Source organism: Mycobacterium sp. NGS49 (genome assembly GCF_059812565.1).
In genome coordinates this window covers 17799-38244 of record NZ_JCALCX010000042.1, presented here as the reverse complement: position 1 = coordinate 38244, position 20446 = coordinate 17799, and the positions used below count along the sequence as shown (strand labels likewise).

Annotated in this window: 4 protein-coding genes and 3 pseudogenes; 4 read left to right on the top strand and 3 right to left on the bottom strand. The window is 67.4% G+C overall.

Annotated elements, in window-relative coordinates; all coding sequences use genetic code 11:
• The first annotated feature begins 8 nt into the window (after positions 1 to 8).
• From AC5Y7D_RS27695 to AC5Y7D_RS27680, 4 genes and pseudogenes are all read left to right on the top strand, one after another.
• Entirely contained in the window at positions 9 to 1724 is a 1716-nt protein-coding gene (locus AC5Y7D_RS27695) for an MmpA family trehalose lipid delivery protein (protein ID WP_499929133.1), read from the top strand.
• Between the two features lie 202 nt (positions 1725 to 1926).
• Positions 1927 to 2511, top strand: a pseudogene (locus AC5Y7D_RS27690) (YoaK family protein); the annotation flags it as partial.
• Positions 2512 to 3050: 539 nt separating this feature from the next.
• Entirely contained in the window at positions 3051 to 6875 is a 3825-nt protein-coding gene (locus AC5Y7D_RS27685) for a PE family protein (RefSeq protein WP_499929126.1), read from the top strand.
• 623 nt (positions 6876 to 7498) lie between these two features.
• A pseudogene (locus AC5Y7D_RS27680) lies at positions 7499 to 7846 on the top strand (HNH endonuclease signature motif containing protein); the annotation flags it as partial.
• Between the two features lie 132 nt (positions 7847 to 7978).
• Here AC5Y7D_RS27680 and AC5Y7D_RS27675 read toward each other — a convergent pair.
• From AC5Y7D_RS27675 to AC5Y7D_RS27665, 3 genes and pseudogenes are all read right to left on the bottom strand, one after another.
• Complete coding sequence (locus AC5Y7D_RS27675) at positions 7979 to 11113, bottom strand: PE family protein (RefSeq protein ID WP_499929125.1); 3135 nt, start codon at positions 11111 to 11113, stop codon at positions 7979 to 7981.
• Positions 11114 to 11269: 156 nt separating this feature from the next.
• Complete coding sequence (locus AC5Y7D_RS27670; protein WP_499929123.1) at positions 11270 to 19765, bottom strand: PPE domain-containing protein; 8496 nt, start codon at positions 19763 to 19765, stop codon at positions 11270 to 11272.
• Positions 19766 to 19984: 219 nt separating this feature from the next.
• Positions 19985 to 20373: pseudogene (locus AC5Y7D_RS27665) on the bottom strand (hypothetical protein); the annotation flags it as partial.
• Between the last annotated feature and the right edge of the window lie 73 nt (positions 20374 to 20446).

Here is a 20446-nt window from a genome sequence, read left to right as displayed (position 1 = left end):
CGGCGACGATGCGCGCGGTTCGGCCGGTTTACGCATTGACGCTGGCACTGCTGGTCGTCGCACCGCTGTTGGCGCCCGGGTATCTGCTGCTACGCGACGCGGTGTCCACGCCGCGGTCCTACCTGTCCGACGCCGCCCTCGGTTTGACGGCGGCGCCGCGCGCGACGCCGCAGGATTTCGCGGTGGCGTTGGCGTCGCAGGTCGTGGACGGCGGCATCCTGGTGAAGGCGCTGCTGGTGCTGGGGTTGTGGCTGGCCGGCTGGGGTGCGGCGCGGCTGGTTGCGGCGGTCTTGCCCGAGGCGGGTGCCGGGGGGGAGTTCGTCGCCATCACCCTGGCCATCTGGAATCCCTACATCGCCGAACGGCTGTTGCAGGGTCACTGGAGCCTGCTGCTCGGCTACGGCTGTCTGCCTTGGGTGGCCACGGCGATGCTGGATGCGCGCGCCGGGGGTGGGCCCGTCTTCGGGCTGGCTTTCTGGATCGCGTCGGCCGGGTTGACGCCGACCGGCTTGATCCTGGCCGCCACGGTGGCGCTGGTGTGTGTGGCCGCTCCGGGCGCCGGTCATCCGCGTTGGCTGTGTGCGGCCGAAGCGGTCGGCTTCGCCGTGGTGGGTGCGTTGCCGTGGCTGACGGCTGCGCTGCTGGGTTCGTCGTTGTCCAGCGGCAGCGGCGCCGGCGTGGCCGCGTTCGCCCCGCGTGCCGAGCCGGGGCTGGGCACCCTGTTGAGCCTGGCCAGCCTGGGCGGGATCTGGAACGGCGCAGCGGTACCGGGTTCGCGTACAACGCTTTTCGCGGTGGTATCGGCAGTGGTGCTGCTGGGTGTCGTGGCTGCGGGATTGCCGCTGGTGGTAAGGCGGCGGGCCGCGGTGCCGCTGCTGGTGCTGGCGGCCGCCGCTGTGCTGGGGCCGGCCATGCTGGCCACCGGCCCGGGCCTGCACGGCTTGCGCGCGGTCATCGACGCGGTGCCCGGCCTGGGGGTGTTGCGCGACGGGCAGAAGTGGGTGGCGCTCGCCATGCCGGGCTACGCGCTCGCGGGTGCCGGTGCGGTGGTGATGCTGCGCCGTAGGCTGCCCACCCTCGTCGCAGCCGGCGCATGCTGCCTTGTGCTGTTATTGGCGCTGCCCGATCTGGCCTGGGGGGTGTGGGGCAAGGTCACGCCGGTGAGCTATCCCACCGGGTGGCCGGCGGTAGCGGCAACGATCAACCGCGAGCCCGGCGCCGTGGCGGTCCTGCCCGCCGGGATGATGCGGCGCTTCTCCTGGTCCGGCACCGTGCCGGTGCTCGATCCGTTGCCCCGCTGGGTGCGTGCTGACGTGTTGAGCACCGGTGACCTGATGATTTCGGGAGCAACGGTGCCGGGAGAGGGCGACCGTGCCCGGGCGGTGCAGCAGCTGATGCTGTCCGGTCCGGAGCCGTCGATGCTGGCGTCGCAGGGGGTGGCGTGGCTGGTGGTCGAATCCGGCACCCCGGGCGATATGGGCGACAGCGCACGCACTCTCGCCACGCTGACACCGGCCTACCGCGATGACGACATGGCGCTGTTCCGAATCGGTGGCCACGCGACCGGAGCACCGGCTGCGCACCGCCGGGTGGTGCTGCTTGCGCACGTCGCTTGGCTCGGTTTGCTGGTGGTCGGCGCGTGCGGGTTGGCCGTCCGCCGGTCCCGCGTGATCGTCGATCGGGCATGGGAGCAGGCTGATTCAGCGCGGCGTCCCGCCCCGTAGGGGTTCTTGTCGAATTCATACGAAAATTTATTGGTGAAGCGCAATTCGGTATATAACCTTCTCATAGAAGCCGCGCAGACCGCCGTGGTCCAAAGGGAGTCTCATGTACCTCGACCGCACCACTCGGCGCTCACCGTCCGGCAAGAGGTACCGATGGCTTGCCGGCCGTGGTTGGCGCAATGGGTTGAGCACCCAGAGTCTGCTGCTGGGCTACAGCGGTTCGCTGGCCTTCATCGCCGGTTTCGTCAACGCGGTCGCTCTGCTTCTCCTGGCTTTCCCGGTGGGCAACCTCACCGGGGTGACCACCCAGATCGGTATGAACACGGCCAACCCGTTGCTGTACGAGGGGCACATACTGGCGGCGATCCTGCTCGGCTTCTGGGCCGGCGCGGTCACCGCCGGGGCAATCCTGGGCGGCAGCCACCACGTACCGGGTCCGCGCCATGCCGCCGTGCTGACCGCCCAGGCAGTACTGCTGACACTTGCAGCGCTCGGCGTTGAAGAGACCCAGGTGAACGCGGCTATCGAGGCGCTGGGAGTCGAGCAGACCGCGGTCCAGGCCCTGCTTGCGGCCGCCGCGCTCGGTTTGCAGAACGGGCTGACGTCGAGCTTCCGCGGGATGGCGATCCGCACCACCCACTTCACCGGCACGGTGACCGACCTCGGCTTGATGATCGGCCGGGCGCGGCGGCACGGGATCGAGAAATGGAAGGCCGCAGTGCTTTCGCTGACCCTGCTGCTCTTCTTGGCCGGAGGAACCGCCGGCCTGCTGATCGGAGCCTCGCTGTAGGGCTATGCCCTGCTGATTCCGGCGGCGCTGTGCGCGGCCATCGCCGTGATGAGCAAGCTGAACGGCCGGACTAACACCGTGCCGTCGCCGGCTGAGGGATCAACCTCGCGCGCCGACGAACCGGTGGCAGTCAGCGCCTGACAAAGCGCCCCGCCTGTCGGCTGTCCAACTGCAGCCATAGCTATTAGACGCCTGTCTACCGATTTATAGACACGTGCCTAGCCAAGTAGTAGACACATGTCTATTCAACCTTGATGCTGATATCGCAGTTTCGATCAGCTGCTGACGAAAGCTGACGACGATGAACCGTGTCGTGCGCGATGCCTCGGTCCATCGCCGAGTGCTGCCTGAACCGCCTGGGCGGCGATTTCACGATCTCCGAACATTCACTGAACCCCCCGCCGGGATGTTTGACGATGAGCCGCGAGATGGGAGAACGGGTATGGGCTGGCTTACGGATCTCCTGGATGCCGGCGGGGTCGATCCGATCCTGGTCCTACGTAATGACACCACCGCAAGGTAAGCAGGATTCGACGATGACTTTCATGACCTTGAGGCCGGAGTTGTTGGGGCCCGCGGCGGGAGATATGGCGACGTTGGGTCGGGTGGTGGGCGAGGCTGGTGCTTTCGCGGCGGCACGCACCACAGGCGTCGTGGCGGCCGCTGCCGATGAGGTATCGGCGGCGATCGCCGAGTTGTTCAACGGCCATGGGTTGGCATATCAGTCTGTGAGTGTTCAAGCGGCAGCATTTCAGGAGCGGTTGGTTGCGTCGTTGAATGCCACTGCTGATGCCTATGCCGGTGCTGAGGCGGTCAATGTCGCCACGATGCACAGCGTGGGCCAGGAATTTTTGGGGCTGATCAATGCCCCGACGCTGGCGCTGGTAGGTCGTCCGCTGATTGGTAACGGCGCTGATGGGGCAGCGGGGAGCGGGCAAAACGGTGCAGCGGGTGGGATTCTGTGGGGTAATGGCGGCAGGGGTGGGTCGGGGGCGCCGGGGCAAGCCGGTGGGGCCGGCGGGGCGGCGGGATTGATTGGTCATGGTGGCGCAGGCGGCGCGGGCGGTGCAGGTGCATCCGGTACTGCCGGCACCGACCTCAGCGTGTCCGCGGTTGGCCCCGGTGTGCTCGTGACCGCCGGTGCGGGCGGTGCTGGCCTCGCTGGCGGCGCGGGCGGCAAGGGCGGCGCCGGCGGATTGATATGGGGTCACGGCGGGGCCGGGGGGGCGGGCGGGGCGGGCGGCGCCGGCGGCGCCGGCGGCGCTGTCACCAGCGTCGGCACCGGCGGTATAAGCAATGAAGGGGGCACCATCATTGGTGGGACCGGCGGTGCCGGTGGCGCCGGTGGTTCGGGAGGCGGCGGCGGCGCCGGCGGTTTGTTATGGGGCAACGGGGGTCATGGCGGGGCCGGCGGGGCCGCCGGTGCTGCCGGTGCCGGCGGCGATATCACCGCCACTGCCACGAGTACCGGCATCCCCTTCGTGAACGGCATCACCAACAGCTTCGACGGCCGCACTTCGGGTGGTGCGGGCGGTGCCGGTGGCATTGGTGGCGTGGGTGGTGGGGGCGGTGCCGGCGGCTGGCTGTGGGGCGACGGTGGTCAAGGCGGTGCCGGGGGGGCCGGAGCCCACGGCGGTGCCGGCGGCGATATCACCGCCACAGCCGCCGGTGCCGCAGAGGGCAACGGCATAAGCGACGACATAACCGAGCGCAGCGCAAAGCCCGGCGGGACCGGTGGGACGGGCGGGATCGGTGGCGCTGGCGGCGTGGGGGGCACCGGCGGTGCCGGCGCCTGGTTGTGGGGTAATGGTGGCCACGGCGGGGCCGGCGGGATCGGCGCCCAAGGCGGTGCCGGCGGCAGCATCACCGCTACCAGCACGGCCAGTACCGTTGTTAACGGCGTCTTTTCCGGCTCCACTGCTGGTGGTGCTGGTGGCGGCGGTGGCGATGGCGGCGTGGGTGGCGGGGGCGGTGCCGGCGGATGGTTATGGGGTGATGGTGGTCACGGTGGGGCCGGTGGCGCAGCAGCCCAGGGCGGTGCCGGCGGAAACATCACCGCCTCTGCCACCGCCACCGCCACCGACGGCTCCGACCGGGTGCGCGGCATCATCAACGGCGGACGCGGCAACGCCATCACAGGTGGTGCTGGCGGTGCCGCTGGCGTTGGTGGCTTCGGCGGTCGTGGCGGTACCGGAGGATGGTTGCTGGGTGACGGTGGCCACGGCGGAGCAGGTGGGGCTGCGGCGGATGGTGGCGCGGGCGGCAGCATCTCTGCCTCCGCCACCGGCAGCGGCGACGTGCAGGGCCTTTTTAACGGTGCCCAAGGTGTTGTCGCTGGTGGCGCCGGTGGCGCCGGCGGCGCCGGTGGGCTGGGAGGTGGCGGGGGTGCCGGCGGTTGGTTGCGAGGTGATGGAGGCGACGGCGGAGTAGGTGGGGTCGCCGCCGATGGTGGCGCGGGCGGCAGCATCACCGCCACGACCAGTAGCGCCGGTCCCAGCATCGATGTCGTCAACAACGGCACGATTAGGGGTGGTACCGGAGGTGACGCGGGTCAAGGGGGATTTGGCGGGGCCGGTGGCAACTCCAGGCTGATCGGTGACGGCGGCGACGGCGGTCAGGGAGGCTCCGGCGGCACTGGTGGGACTGGAGGCACCGTCCCGAGCGGTGCAGGTGCTACCGGCAACCCCGGCGATAGCGGCGCTGGCGGCGCTGGCGGCGCTGGGGGCACCGGTGGCGCCGGTGGCAGCGCCATGTTGTGGGGCCACGGGGGGGCCGGGGGTGCTGGCGGTGGCAGCGGGGCCGGCGGGTCCGGCGGCGCTATCACCAACATCGGCGCCGGAGGTATCAGCAATGAGGGGGGCGTCATCCGCGGCGGGGCTGGTGGAGCGGGTGGCGCTGGTGGTCTGGGCGGTGGCGGCGGGGCCGGCGGGTGGTTGTGGGGTGCCGGTGGTAACGGCGGTGCCGGCGGCGCCGCCGGTGCCGGTGGTGCCGGCGGCAGCATCATTGCCACCAGCACCGGCACCTCGTTCGTGGAAGGCATCAACAACGGCGGCGTCGGCAGCGTCGTTGCTGGTGGGCTCGGTGGTGCCGGTGGTGCCGGCGGTATGGGTGGTGGCGGTGGGGCTGGCGGGTTGTGGGGCGCCGGTGGTAACGGCGGTGCCGGAGGCGCCAGCGGTGCCGGCGGTGCCGGCGGCAGCATCACCGCCACCGCAACGCCGAGCAACAGCTTTTTCGCCGATGTGTACGGGATTGTCAACGGCGGCGTCGGCGGCATGATTGCTGGTGGTGCTGGTGGTGTTGGTGGTGCCGGCGGCCTTGGGGGCGTCGGCGGTGCCGGCGGGTGGTTGGCGGGTGCTGGCGGTCACGGTGGAGCCGGTGGGGCCGGCGCTCAAGGCGGTGCCGGCGGCAGCATCACCGCCACTGCCACCCACACTGGCAGCACCAGCAATCCTTCCTTCGTGTACGGCCTCGGTAACGAGGGCGGCGGTGCTATGACTGGTGGGGCTGGTGGCGCTGGTGGCGCTGGTGGTCTGGGTGGTGGCGGCGGGGCTGGCGGGTGGTTGTGGGGTAATGGTGGCTGCGGCGGGGCCGGTGGGGCCGCCGCTCAAGGCGGTGCTGGCGGCAGCATCACCGCCAACGCCAGCGGCAACGGGTTCATCCTCACGACGGGCATTCGTAACGGCGACGGCGGCGTTATTGCCGGTGGAATCGGTGGGGCCGCTGGCGCCGGTGGCCTGGGCGGTGCCGGCGGTGCCGGCGCGTGGCTGTGGGGTGACGGTGGCCACGGCGGGGCCGGCGGAGTCGCAGGACAAGGTGGCAGCGGCGGCAGCATCACCGGCGACGCCAGCGGCAACTTCATCTTGACCGGCATTTTTAACGGCAACGGCGGCGTTATTACCGGTGGAATCGGTGGGGCTGGTGGCGCCGGCGGTGGCGGCGGTGGCGGCGGTGCCGGCGCGTGGCTGTGGGGTGACGGTGGCCACGGCGGGGCCGGCGGAGTCGTAGGACAAGGTGGCAGCGGCGGCAGCATCACCGCCACCGTCAGCACCAACACCAGCCCTAACAGCGAGGTCGTCAACAACGGCACGATCGCCGGCGGTGCCGGCGGCGATGGGAGCCACGGAAGTTCGGGCGGTGCCGGAGGTAACTCCAAGCTGATCGGTGTCGGCGGCGACGGCGGCCAAGGAAGCCCCGGCGGCCAGGGTGGGGCAGGGGGTACCGTCCCGAGCGGTGCGGGTACTACCGGCAACCCGGGCAACCCGGGCAACCCTGGCAATAGTGGCGCCGGTGGCGCCGGTGGCGCCGGTGGAGCTGGTGGCGCGCTATTGGGCACGCCGGGAGCATCTGGCGCACCAGGATAGGCACCCTGTCTTGCGCAGTGCGGGTCTAATAGTCGTCCCTCATCATGTGTTCGCGTCGGTCACGGTTCGGCGCAATTCGCCAACACAATGACTGCTATCGCCTTGCCCAAGGTGGTCTTTTCATCAACGCGCTGCACGCCGCGTACGTGGCGGTGATCGGCGGCCGGTTTCCGTCACAACGGCAGTCGCCGTGCCCTGATCTGCTCCCGCGCAGGCGTTCTGGCGAATTCGGCTTGGACACGTGTTCGCGCTCCTGACGCCGGATGCGGGCCGTGCTGAAGCACCGTCAGGGGGTAGGTTGCTCGTCGGGCTTCGCGCCTTGCGGCACATCCGGATGGCTACTACAGGTGCTGTGCTTCGCGAGTGCCACAGCGGTCGGATAGAGCTGAGGGCAGCTGAATCCTGCAGGGATCGAGAGGGATTCGGCGTCGGTAGGGATGCAGTAGACACATGTCTATTCAATCCTGATCATGCTGTTTCGATGCGCTGCCGACGAAGGCTGACGACGAGGAACCGTGTCGCGAGTGATGACTGGGCACATCGCAAGTGCTGTCTGAACCACCACCCACCGCGTGGCGCTGATACCGAGTGGAGATACCAGCGCGGCAGCGCCTCGGATGCTGCGCCGGCTACGGCGCGCCCTGGAACACGGCCACCGCAGCTGCGCGGTGCCCGGCTGCGGGGCCACGCGGGGCCCGCATGCCCACCACATCCGGCCCTGGGGACACGGCGGGCGCACCGACCTGGCCAACCTGGTCCTGGTCTGCCCCTTTCACCACCGGCTGCACCGCCGCGGCGAGATCACCATCAGCGGTGACGCCACCGACCTCACCGTCACCGACTCCTCCGGCCAAGCGCCGAGCCCGGGATCACTGTCCCGCGCACCCGACCATCCCCCGCCCTATCCCGGGCCCACCGGCGAACGCGCCGACTGGTGTTGGTACCAACCCTTCCAACAGCAGCCATTACCCACGCACTACCAGCCTGACCATCGAAGCGGAATGACGTTAGGGCACAGCGGTTTTCGCTGCCGCAACCCACCACTAACGCCTCCGTCGACGTGCGCACGAACGTGCGCCACGTCAGATCCTGTCTGTCACCGGCTAGGAAAAGGAACCGCCGATGCCGCCGGTTCCGCCCGTTCCCCCGGCGCCGCCGTCGCGACCGGCAGGAGCTTTGCCCGGGCCGCCCAGGAGTCCGGGTTTGCCTGGGCCACCCGGTCCAGAACCACCGTCCCCGCCGTCGCCGCCGTCGCCGCCAGACCCGCCGGAGAGGGTCCCGTGGCCGCCGGTGCCCCCGTTGCCACCCTGGCCGCCCGACGCGCCGATGAAGCCGGTGTTGCTACCGGTGCCGCCGTCGCCGCCGGCGCCGCCGCGGCCACCCACGCCGGCGGGCCCGGTAGCGGCACCCCCCGTGCCGCCGGCGCCGCCGGTACCGGCGAAGTTGCCACCGATCAAACTTCCGCCGTTGCCGCCGTTTCCACCGCGGCCACCGTCGCCGCCGGCGACTATGCCGGTACCGCCTTCGCCGCCCTTGCCGCCGGTTCCCGGGCTGATAACGCCGTCACCGCCATTACCCCCGGTACCGCCGTTGCCGCCGCGGTTGCCGGCGCCGCCGTTGCCGCCGTCGCCCCCGGCGGCGGCGCCGGACAGCCCTGCGGCCGCGCCCCCAGTACCGCCGTTGCCGCCCGTGCCCCCGTCGCCCGCGACGCCGCCGGTGCCGCCGGTGCCGGCCAGGCCGCCTGACCCACCGCCACCGCCGCGGCCGCCCTTCCCCGCGGGAATATCCGGGATGGCCTTGCCGATGTCGCCGGCAACGCCGGTACCGCCGTTGCCGCCGTTGCCGCCGTTGCCGCCGTTGCCGCCGCTGCCGTTGATACCGCCGGCGCTGTTGCCGCCCGCGCCCCCGCTCCCGCCCGCTCCGCCCGAAAAGCCGGCGACGCCGGGTGCACCGTCGGCGCCCGTTCCGCCATCGCCGCCGCTGCCTCCGCTACCGCCGCTGCCGGCACCGGTCAGACCATCGCCGGCGGTACCACCCGCACCGCCCTTGCCGCCGCCACCGGCGGCGGTGCCGCTGCCGCCCGTGCCGCCCGTGCCGCCGCCACCGCCGGTGCCGCCGTTGCCGCCGATGCCCGTGGTGCCAATCCCGCCGGTGCCCCCGCCACCGCCGTTGCCGCCGCCCCCGCCGTTAGCGCCGCCAAGGCCACCCGTGCCGCCGGCGCCCCCGGTGCCGGCGGTGGCACCGTTAGCGCCGTTGCCGCCGATGCCCCCGTTGCCGCCGTTCTTGCCGGTGCCGCCCGCGCTGCCATTGCCTCCGCTCCCGCCGTTACCAGCGGTACCCCTGCTGTCGCCGCCGTTGCCGCCGTTACCGCCGGCGCCAGCCGTCCCAGCGTCACCGGTAAGTCCGCCGTTACCGCCGGCACCGCCGGCGCCCCCGGCCTTGGGCCCGGTGCCACCCTGCCCGCCGGTGCCGCCGTCACCACTTCTGCCGTCTGCGGCAGCTCCAAGGCCGTTGGTGCCGCCGGTGCCGGCTGCGCCGCCGGAGCCCCCAGACCCAGCCGCGCTATTGCCACCCTTGCCGCCCGTGCCACCGGTGCCGCCGTCGCCGCCGAAGCCGCCGCCGTCACCGGTCGCATTGCCGGCACCACCGGTGCCGCCCTGCCCGCCGCTGCCGCCGGCACCGCCGGCAATGGTGCCGAAGCCGCCCTCGCCACCGGTGCCGCCGTGCCCGCCCTTGCCGCCGACGATGGTGCCGACACCGCTGCTCCCGGTGCCCCCGTTGCCGCCGGCACCGCCGGCTCCGCCGACGGCCTGGGCGCCGATGCCCGAGCCGCCGGCACCGCCCGTGCCGCCGTCTCCGCCGGCGCCGGTTCCGCCATCTCCGCCGCGGCCGCCATAACCGCCGGAAATGGTGCCGGTCCCGCCGGTGCCGCCGTTGCCACCGCTGCCGGCACTGTCGCCGCCGCTGGTGCCGCCGATGCCGCCGGCGCCGCCGTGACCGCCTCGGCCGCCGCCACCTCCGTCCCCGCCGCCACCGCCCGCGCCGGCCGGGCTGAAGGCGCCACGCCCGCCGCCGCCTCCGTCGCCGCCGTCACCCCCATCACCGATGCTGCCGCCAATGCCGCCGACGCCGGCCAGGCCGCCTGCCCCGGCGTTACCGCCGCGGCCGCCGTCACCGCCACCCGTACCGCCGAACGCGTCATCGCCGCCGTCGCCGCCGCGGCCGCCGTCGCCGCCGGCTCCGCCGTTACCGTTTACTCCGCCCGCGCTGTTGCCGCCCGCGCCGCCTCTCCCGCCGGCTCCACCCGCGAACCCGTCGACACCGGTCGAGCCGGCGGCGCCGTCGCCGCCCGCGCCGCCGGCACCGCCGTGGCCGCCGTCACCGATGCGGCCGGCACCGCCCGGACCGAGCAGCCAATTGTCTCCGCCGGCGCCCCCGTTTCCGCCGGCACCACCTACACCGCCGGCCGCTGCCACACCGTGGCCACCGGCGCCGCCCGCTGCGCCATTGCCGCCAGCCCCTCCGATCCCGGCGAGCAGACCACCCATACCGCCGGCGCCGCCGGCGCCGCCGGCGCCGCCCGCCCCGTTTCGGACTGCGGCCTGGCCGTCCTGGCCGATTGCGCCGGCAGCACCGGCCCCGCCGTTGCCGAACAGCCACGCATTTCCGCCGGCGCCGCCGGCGCCGCCGGATTGGCCGGCGAAAACTCCGCGCCCGCCAGCTCCGCCCGCTCCGCCATCGCCCCACAGCAGTCCTGCGTCACCACCGCGACCGCCCGCTTGGCCCGCTGCCCCAGCTGCGCCGTTGCCGCCATTACCCCACAACCAACCGCCGTCGCGGCCGGCCTGTCCCGGCGAGGTCCCGTTCGCACCGTCGCCGACGAGTGGGCGGCCCGTCAGTGCCAGCGATGGCGCATTCACCACCTTCCGTACCTGCTGCTCGGCACCAGCGACGACATTCGCGGCCTCGGTGGCCTCATACGCCTTGACACCCGCCTGCAGAGTGCGCACGAATTGGTTCTGAGCGCGCGCCACCTGCCCGCTGAGCACTTGGTACTCCTGCCCGAGCGACCCGAATAGGGCCGCGATGGCCGCCGACACCTCATCGCCCGCGGCGGCCGGCAACGCCGTCGTGGAGATCGCTGCCGCGGCATTTGCCCTACTGACGGCCGAACCGATGCCCGCGAGGTCGGCTGCCGTCGTATCGATCAGTTCGGGTACCGCGAATACAAACGACATCAGCTTGTCCTAACTGCCTCACCGTACGAGTGATTTGGATCCTTGGCGGGCGCGTCGATGGCCCGCGTGCGCTTAGGTCGCTGAGTTAATCGCGACGATGTTCGGTAATCCTTCAGAAGTTGTGAAACGGCTGGCAGCGCCACCACCGGATTTCGGCTACAAACCGATGTCCAGGAAATTGGCGGCGCTGCGGAGCAGATCCAGCATCCGGGGATTGTAGAAACCGGACAGGGAGCTGCCGGAATTCAGCCAGCCGGATTGCAGATTACCGGTGTTCAACAAGCCGGAATTTCCGCGACCGGCAACGTTGAAGACGCCCGAATTCTCGCCGACGGCGTTCGCCAAGCCCGACACGGCGCCGGCGGTGCGGTTGAGGACTCCTGATGCGCCACCGGCGCCTGAGTTGAAGAAACCCGAGGACGGGGTGGCGCTCGAGTTGAAGAAGCCCGGAGTCTGCTGCCAGTCGAAGCCGTAGCTGAAAGGTCCGATGGTCCCGGCATCGGCCACGTCGATCGGATAGGACAGAACAAACTCCAGTGGTGTTTCGGGATTGATCACACTCGGATCGATTGTGTACGGTCCGACGCGCTGGGTGGTAAGGAGCTGGGACTCCGTGACGTACAGCAAACAATTGAATGGCGGGAGCACGTTGAACAAGACGCAAATGGTCGTCTCCAGGCTGATCGGTATCGAGAATTTGTCGATGGTGAACATTTCCTGTGTGATCGTGTCGATACTGCCTTGAATCGGAATTTCGATGTCGCCGTCAATGGCATAGCTCCACGGAATCTCGGGAATCGTGGCCTCATAGGCGAAGCTGGCCAACCCCTGGAAGTCGCCCCGCCAGAACGCTCCGTTGCTGTAATTGCCCGAGATGAAGAAGCCGGTATTGACGTCACCCGAGTTTCCGAAGCCGGTGTTGGCGTTGCCGCTGTTGAAGTAGCCGGTGTTGTAGTTGCCCCTGTTGAAGTCACCGGTGTTGTAGCTGCCCGGGTTCAAGCTGCCCGTATTGGTGTTGCCGGCGTTGAAGAGCCCGGTGTTGTGGTGCCCGCTGTTGCCGATGCCGGTGTTGGCCAGGGCGGTGTTGAAGAAGCCGGTATTGATGCTGCCGCTGTTCCCGATGCCGGTGTTGTTGCTGCCGGAGTTTCCGAGGCCCCAGTTTTCGTTGCCCGAGTTGAAGAAGCCGATGTTGTTGGTGCCGGAGTTGAACAAGCCGATGTTGCCGCGCCCCGAATTCAGGTCGGCGAAACCCACCTCCATGTCACCGCTGAGACCGATACCGATATTTCCATTGCCGGTATTAGCGATACCGATGTTTCCATTTCCGGTATTGGCAAAGCCGAGGTTGAAACTGCCGGTGTTGCCGAAGCCAAGATTCTGCACGGCGTCTGTCAGGGCCGGACCGGAGTTTGCGAAACCGACGTTCACGTTACCGAGGTTTGCGCTACCGAAATTGTAGCGGCCCAGGTTGGCACTGCCCAGGTTGTAGAAGCCGGTGTCGGGGCTGCCTAGATTCCAGAATGCGAAATCGGCGATGCCCGGCAGGAAGCTTGACGCAACCGACCCACTCCCGAACCACCCGACCACGCCGTCATTGTTGAAGCCGGAGACGTGAGCCGGTGCTCCGCTACTCGTGTTGAACAAGCCCGACACATAGTTACCCAGATTTGCGAAACCCGATTGCAGTGAACCGTAATTCTGGAATCCAGAATTCCCCAGCGCCCCCGTGGCGACATTGAAGAATCCGGAGTTGTTGCCGGAATTCTGCCAGCCCGACGCGCTGCCGGAGCCCCAGTTCAGGAAGCCTGACGACAGACCATCGGTGGCGTTGAAAAAGCCTGGTCGGGGAGCCAGGTTCAGCAGCGGAATACGGATCGGACCGAGCTCGCCGGTACCAACGACATGGATCACGGTTGAACCGTCAGGATTGCCGATATTGAAGTTGATCGCGGGTTGGGGGCCAAACTTGACGACGATGGGCGTGTCTGACGGGGCGGAACTGCCGCCACCGTGGATATGGACCGGGCCGATCGGTGCACTGATTACGCCGCTGAACAGCCCGAGATCGAGAGTGCCCCGGGCGTCGATCACCGGAATGGTGATAGCCGAAACTGAGACGTCGGTGATGGTGCCGGTGATGGGAATGTCGACGGGGACGTCGATGGTGAAGAATGCGGGGATGGCGTCCACTTCGATGGTGTAGTTCGCTGACAGCAGGCCCTGTCTGTCAGCGCGCCAGAAGAAGCCGTTGTTCTGATGGCCGACGAGGAAGCCGCCGGTGCCGAAATCGCCGGCGTTGCCGATGCCGGTGTTGTAGTCGCCGGTGTTGTAGTCGCCGGTGTTGTAGTCGCCCGGGTTGCTGCTGCCCGTGTTGAAGTTGCCGGTGTTGAACCAGCCCGTGTTGTGGTTGCCGGGGTTGCTGATGCCGGTGTTGTAGTTGCCGGTGTTGAAGAAGCCCGTGTTGTAGTTGCCCGGGTTGCCGAGGCCGCTGTTGCCGCTCCCGGAGTTGCCGATGCCGAAGTTTCCTTTGCCGGAGTTGCCTATGCCGATATTGTTCTGGCCCGAGTTGCCGAAGCCGAGGTTCCCGGTGCCGGAGTTGAGCAGACCGCTATTGCCGCTACCGGAGTTCCACCCGCCGAGGCCGAGCAGGTTGCTGCCGCCCAGTCCGATGCCGAAGTTGGCGTCTCCGTCGTTGGCGAAGCCGATGTTGCCGTTGCCGAGGTTGCCGAAGCCGATGTTGCCGCTGCCGTTGTTGCCGAAGCCGATGTTGTGGCTGCCGGTGTTGCCGAAGCCGATGTTGCTGCTGCCCAGGTTGCCGAACCCGAAGTTGCTGCTGCCGAGGTCGCCGAGACCGAAGTTCGCCGACCCGCTGTTTCCGAAGCCGACGTTGTAGGCACCGATGTTGCCGCTGCCCAAGTGGTAAGCGCCCACGTTTCCACTGCCGACATTCAGCACACCTAGGTTGCCAAGGCCAGCGTTGAAGATCGTCGAGCCGTTCGGGCCGCGAAACATCCCGGCCACGTCGCTGCCGATGGACGACCAGCCCGAAACGTTTGCCGGCATCATCAGCTCCGCCGTGCCGGTGTTGTGCCAGCCCGAGACGGTGTTGCCCAGGTTGGCCCAGCCCGATTGCAGCGAGCCGAAGTTCTGGAAGCCTGAGTTGCCGAGGTCGCGCATGCTGCTGTTCCAGAAACCCGAGTTGTTGCCGCCGAAGTTGCCGAAACCCGATGAACTACCGGTGACGGAATTGAAGAACCCTGACGATGGTGCGGTGCCGGAGTTGCCGAAGCCCGGGGCGGGCGGGATGTCGAGAAGCACGATTCTGATGGGGCCGGCCCCGCTGCGGATTGCGATCGGCAGCGAGGCGGTCGGGCCGCCGATGGTGATATCGATGACGGGCAGGGTGCCGGTGATGGCGGGGACATGGACGGGTCCGATGGTGTAATTCACGATGTCGGTGCCGTTGATGGTTATGGGTGGGATGGTGAAGCCATCGCCGACCAGGGCACCTAAGTCCAGGTGTATCGGGATATTGACGGGAATGTTCAGGTCGAAGTTCAATACCGGGAATTGCGGAATGAATATTTCGAGGTGGGCTCCCCACAGGCCTTGGTAATCACCGCGCCACAGGACGCCGTTACTGTAATTCCCGGCATTGAAAGCGCCCGTGTTGACATTGCCCGAATTGTAGAATCCGGTGTTGTAATCGCCGGTGTTGAACATTCCGGTGTTGTAGCTGCCCTGGTTGGCGACACCGGTGTTGGTGTCACCGGTATTTCCGACGCCGGTGTTGTAATCGCCCGCATTGGCGATGCCGGTGTTGGTATTGCCGGTGTTGTGCATGCCGGTGTTGTAGTTGCCCGGGTTGGCGATGCCGGTGTTGCCGGTGCCGGGATTCCACAGTCCCCAGTTCCCCGTGCCCGCGTTGCCGACCCCGGTGTTGGCCGTGCCCGCGTTGGCGATGCCCCAGTTGCCGGTGCCCGAGTTGAACAGCCCGGTGTTGCCGGTGCCCGAGTTGAACAGGCCGGTGTTGCCGGTTCCCGAGTTGAACAGGCCGACGTTCCCGGTGCCCGAATTGAGGGGGCCGACCCCGATCTGGCCGGTACCGGTCAGCCCGATACCGATGTTGCGGTCGCCGGTGTTGGCGAAGCCGAGGTTGTAGTTGCCTGCGTTTGCGAAGCCGAAGTTGCCGGTGCCCAGATTCGCCAGCCCCGCATTGAAACTGCCGAGGTTTCCGAGGCCGAGATTGCCGCTGCCGACGTTCCCGAAGCCGAAGTCGTGGCTGCCGACGTTGGCACTGCCGAAGTTTGCGTTGCCCACATTCGAAAAGCCGAAGTTGTAGGTGCCGAGGTTGCCGCTGCCGAAGTTCGCCAAGCCGGGCGCAGCAAGGGGAAAGCCCGAAAGGTCGGCGCCGGTGTTCCCCGCACCCGAAATATTGGCCGGAGTGGCCAACGTCAGCATGCTGGTGTTGAGGATTCCGGAGATGGTGTTGCCGAAGTTCGACACGCCCGACACCAAGCCGCCGACGTTGTAATAGCCGGATAGTCCAGCGTTTTGGGCGGCGCGGTTGAAGAACCCGGAAATATCGGCGCCGATGTTTCCGAATCCCGATACCGGCCCCGTCCCGGAGTTGAACAGCCCGGACGACGGCGTGCTCGTCGAATTCCCGAATCCCGGGCTGGGGGGCATGTTGATGAACGGCAGACTGATGGGGAGCAGGCCGCCCGACCCGACGGCATCGATCAGGGGCCCCGGACCCGTCCCGATCCGCATATTGATCGTGGAGTGAGTGATCGAGATATCCGGAATAGTGACCGGCCGGATGTCGATGGCCCTGGTCGAAATGTCCAGACCCGGAACATCGAAGAATGTGGCTTCGACACTGAGGCGTGGAATGGTGAACGAATGGATGGTGATCGAGCCGAGTGTGCCGCTGATCGGGATGTCGAGGAAGACCGACGCCCGGAGGTTCACCGGCACGGCGGTGTCAGGAATGGTGCCGGTGGCGCTCATGCCCCAGAGGCCTTGGTAGTCGCCTCGCCATAGCATTCCGTTGCTGTTGTTGCCGGCGATGAATGCGCCGGTGTTGACATTGCCTGAGTTCGCCAGACCGGTGTTGTAGTTGCCGGTGTTGAGGTGGCCGGTGTTGTAGGAGCCCGGGTTGAAATCGCCGGTGTTGAAGCTGCCGGTGTTGAAGTTTCCGGTGTTGAGGTTGCCGGCGTTGCCGATTCCGGTGTTGGCGTGGCCGGAGTTGATGAACCCGGTGTTCACGGTGCCGGAGTTGAACAGTCCGGTGTTGGCGGTGCCTGAGTTGCCGATGCCGAAGTTGCCGGTGCCGGAGTTGCCGATGCCGATGTTGTTGGTGCCGGAGTTGAACAGGCCGATGTTGCCGCTGCCGGAGTTCAGTCCGGCGGTGAGATTGAGCCCGACCAGGTTGTCGCCGGTCAGTCCGATACCGACGTTGTTGTTGCCGGTGTTGCCGAAGCCGATGTTGCCGCTGCCGCTGTTGCCGAAGCCGAAGTTGTGACTGCCCAGGTTGCCCAGACCGACGTTGGAGTTGCCGAGGTGCCCGAAACCGACGTTGTTGTCACCCAGGTTGCCCCCGCCCAGGTTGGCTGCGCCGATGTTTCCGAGAACCATGTCGATTGCCGCCCTCCCGGCATTCGGGTTGTGGAAGAGACCCGAGAGGTTGCTGCCGATGTTGGAAATGCCGGAGACGCCCGCCGAAGTTCCGAGACCGGTATTGAAGAACCCCGAAACGGTGTTGCCTGCGTTGGCCAGACCCGATTGCAGTGCGCCGTAGTTTCGGAATCCCGAGGTCCCGAAGTCCGCGACGTTCTGAAAGCCCGAGAGGTTGGTGCCCATGTTGGCGACGCCGGACACGCTTCCGGCGCCGGAATTGAAAAAGCCGGACGACGGGCCGATCGTGGAGTTGAAGAAACCCGTGGCCGCGGGAATGTTGATCACCGTCCAGTCGGCGGGGCCGATGCTGGCGGTGATGGGAACCCGCACCACCGTTGATCCCTGGGCGTCGCCGATGTTGAAGGCGACCACCGGACCAGAAGCCCTGATCGGCGGAAGGGTGACTGCGTCGATCACACCGTGCGAGAGCGGAAGTGGCCCGAGCGGGACACCGAACCCAAAATTGATGGCTCGCAACGTAATCCCGCTGAACACTGTCTCACTGAACGACGCGGTGATCGGAATATTGACGGGAACAGCGATTTCGACATGTGCGGGAATCTCGGTGAGGCGGATCGTATAGTGGGCACCCCAGAGGCCTTGGTAGTCGCCTCGCCATAGCATTCCGTTGCTGTTGTTGCCGGCGATGAATGCGCCGGTGTTGACATTGCCTGAGTTCGCCAGACCGGTGTTGTAGTTGCCGGTGTTGAGGTGGCCGGTGTTGTAGGAGCCCGGGTTGAAATCGCCGGTGTTGAAGCTGCCGGTGTTGAAGTTTCCGGTGTTGAGGTTGCCGGCGTTGCCGATTCCGGTGTTGGCGTGGCCGGAGTTGATGAACCCGGTGTTCACGGTGCCGGAGTTGAACAGTCCGGTGTTGGCGGTGCCTGAGTTGCCGATGCCGAAGTTGCCGGTGCCGGAGTTGCCGATGCCGATGTTGTTGGTGCCGGAGTTGAACAGGCCGATGTTGCCGCTGCCGGAGTTCAGTCCGGCGGTGAGATTGAGCCCGACCAGGTTGTCGCCGGTCAGTCCGATACCGACGTTGTTGTTGCCGGTGTTGCCGAAGCCGATGTTGCCGCTGCCGCTGTTGCCGAAGCCGAAGTTGTGATTGCCCAGGTTGCCCAGACCGACGTTGGCCGCGCCGAGGTTTCCAGCACCCAGGTTCCACTGGCCGAGGTTGGAGGATCCTGGGCTCAACGCCGAAACTGTCAAGGCCTCGTTGTGGAGAAAACCCGACAGGCTGGTGCCGGTGTTGTGGAAGCCCGAGACGGTATCGCCCCAGTTCGCCCATCCCGATTGCAGCGAACCGACGTTCATCAGGCCCGAAATGCCTACCGCGCTGCCCAAGCCGCTGTTCCAGGCTCCCGAACTGTTGCCGCCGAAGTTTTGAAAGCCGGACGTGCCGCCGGTGCCTGAGTTGAGAAAACCCGACGACGGATTGCTGGTCGAATTTCCGATGCCGGGGCGTGCCGGGATGTCGAGGAATGTGAGCGTCCCTCCCCCGAAGGCGCCGACGATGCTGATCGGCAGGGCAACGCCCGGTCCGCCTATGGTGAGTGTTACCGCCGGCGTGGTGAGGGTCGATCCACCCAGAATGACGGGGCCCAAGAAGAAGAAACCGTCCAGGTACTCGGTTCGCGGAAAGACGGACTCGGGCACGGTGACCGGAATAGTGACACTGTCGATCAGCATGACCTCGTGCAGCGGCATCATCATCTGCACGTTTATGGGCACGCGCGGAATGGTGACGGACAGCTTGAGGCCGAGTTGTCCCTTGTTGTCGCCCGACACGAATACTCCGTTGTTGAAGTCACCCGAGTTGAAGGCGCCGGTGTTCACATCACCGGTGTTGAAGAAGCCCGTGTTGACATTTCCGGCGTTGAACGAACCGGTGTTGTGATCGCCCGCGTTGAACCAGCCGGTGTTGCCGCTGCCCGGGTTGAAGTCGCCGGTGTTGTAGTTCCCTGTGTTGCCGATACCGGTGTTGGCTGTACCGGTGTTGAAGAATCCTGTGTTGGCGTTGCCCGAGTTCCCAATTCCGGTGTTGTAGCTGTTGCCGGAGTTCCCGATGCCGAAGTTCCCAGAGCCTGAGTTGCCGATACCGATGTTGCCGGTGCCCGAGTTGAACAAGCCGAAATTGCCGCTGCCCGAGTTCCAGCCGCCGAAACCTACCAGGTTGCTGCCCGTGAACCCGATGCCGAAGTTGTTGTCGCCGGTGTTGGCGAAGCCGGAGTTACCGAAGCCCCGGTTGCCGATCCCAAGGTTGTTGCTGCCGGTGTTGCCGAACCCGATGTTGTTGCTGCCGGTGTTGCCGAACCCGATGTTGTTGTGGCCGATGTTTCCGGCCGAGAAAATGTCGAAGCCCGGCGGGAGCAGGTTACCGAGGATCGGCAGTTGAGCCGCGGCGGGAGCGGCGGCCGCCGAAGGCGCGCCGAACGGCCCGCGTTGCAGATTTGCCGGCAAGCCTGCGGCGAAAGGTGTGACTCCGGCGATCGCGCCCGCAGCGGCTGCGTGATACCCCGACATCGCGGCCACGTCCTGTGCCCACATCTGTTCGTAGATCGCCTCGGCGGCCGCGATCGCTGGGCCGTTCTGGCCCAGCAAGTTCGAGAGGGCCAGCGATCGAAAGTGATGACGGTTGGCGGAGATGACCGAGGGGTGCACCGTTGCGGCCAACGCCGCCTCGAACGCTGCCGCAGTCAGCAGCATCTGGGTGGCGGATTGTTCCGCCTGCACCGTCACCACGCTCAGCCATTCCACGTAATGCGCCGACGTACGCGCCATCGCCGTCGATGCCGCGCCCTGCCATGCGGTCGCGGCCAGCTCCGAAGTCACCGACGAGAAAGACGCGGCGGCCGAACTCAACTCGTCGGCCAAAAACCGCCAGCCCGCGGCTGCGTTCAACATCGGTTCGATCCCCTCACCGAGAAGCAGTCGAGCCGAGTTGATCTCCGGCGGTAGCACCAAGTAATCCATCACCAGCCCTTTAGCGAATCTCTCCGTCGCCCCACGTGATGGCGACGGGTGGTGATTGGCGAGGGCGAACCTAAGGCCGTCAAAGTCTCAAATCCCCGTGATCGGTCGGAACCAAGGCTTAGTCAGCCTGCTTCCGGCGGATTCGGTGATCGTGTGGCACTCGTGAAATCAGGCGACCGGCCGGACCTATAGGCCGGCGGGTGGGGCGTCGAGACGCCGCTACGGCGTGGGCGTGATGCGCGTGGTGCGCCGCGAGGCCGTTGTCGCCAGCGCCTCACCTGCCAGGCCCAATTCGATCCCGCCCCCCACCCGCGCGGCCTTTCGAGCCGTTCGGAAGTCGCGGATCTCCCATCCCCGGGCGCGGGCAAGCCTGCGCAACCGGGAGTCGGGATTGATCGCGACGGCCCTGCCTACCGAGAGCATCGGCACATCGTTGTCGCTGTCGGAATAAGCGGTGCAGCGTGCCCACTGTTCTCTTTGCCGAGCACTCGGAACTTGGCCTGTGTGTAGAGGAATCCCACAACTTCGCGGTAGGTGAAGTATCCGTGCGCAGCCAGCCCCTTGCCGACGTGCAGCGCCGACGAGCCACGCACCAGTGTGGGCGAGATCGTTCCGCCGGGTGCGCCGACCAGGACGGGTCCACTCAGACGAAACGTGTCGGTGAAAACCATCCACACCTCC

Bases quoted from the DNA above. Each gene is read 5' to 3' on its own strand.
- AC5Y7D_RS27695 (WP_499929133.1), top strand. From the start codon at position 9: ATGCGCGCGGTTCGGCCGGTTTACGCATTGACGCTGGCACTGCTGGTC.
- AC5Y7D_RS27685 (WP_499929126.1), top strand. From the start codon at position 3,051: ATGACTTTCATGACCTTGAGGCCGGAGTTGTTGGGGCCCGCGGCGGGA.
- AC5Y7D_RS27675 (WP_499929125.1), bottom strand. From the start codon at position 11,113: ATGTCGTTTGTATTCGCGGTACCCGAACTGATCGATACGACGGCAGCC.
- AC5Y7D_RS27670 (WP_499929123.1), bottom strand. From the start codon at position 19,765: ATGGATTACTTGGTGCTACCGCCGGAGATCAACTCGGCTCGACTGCTT.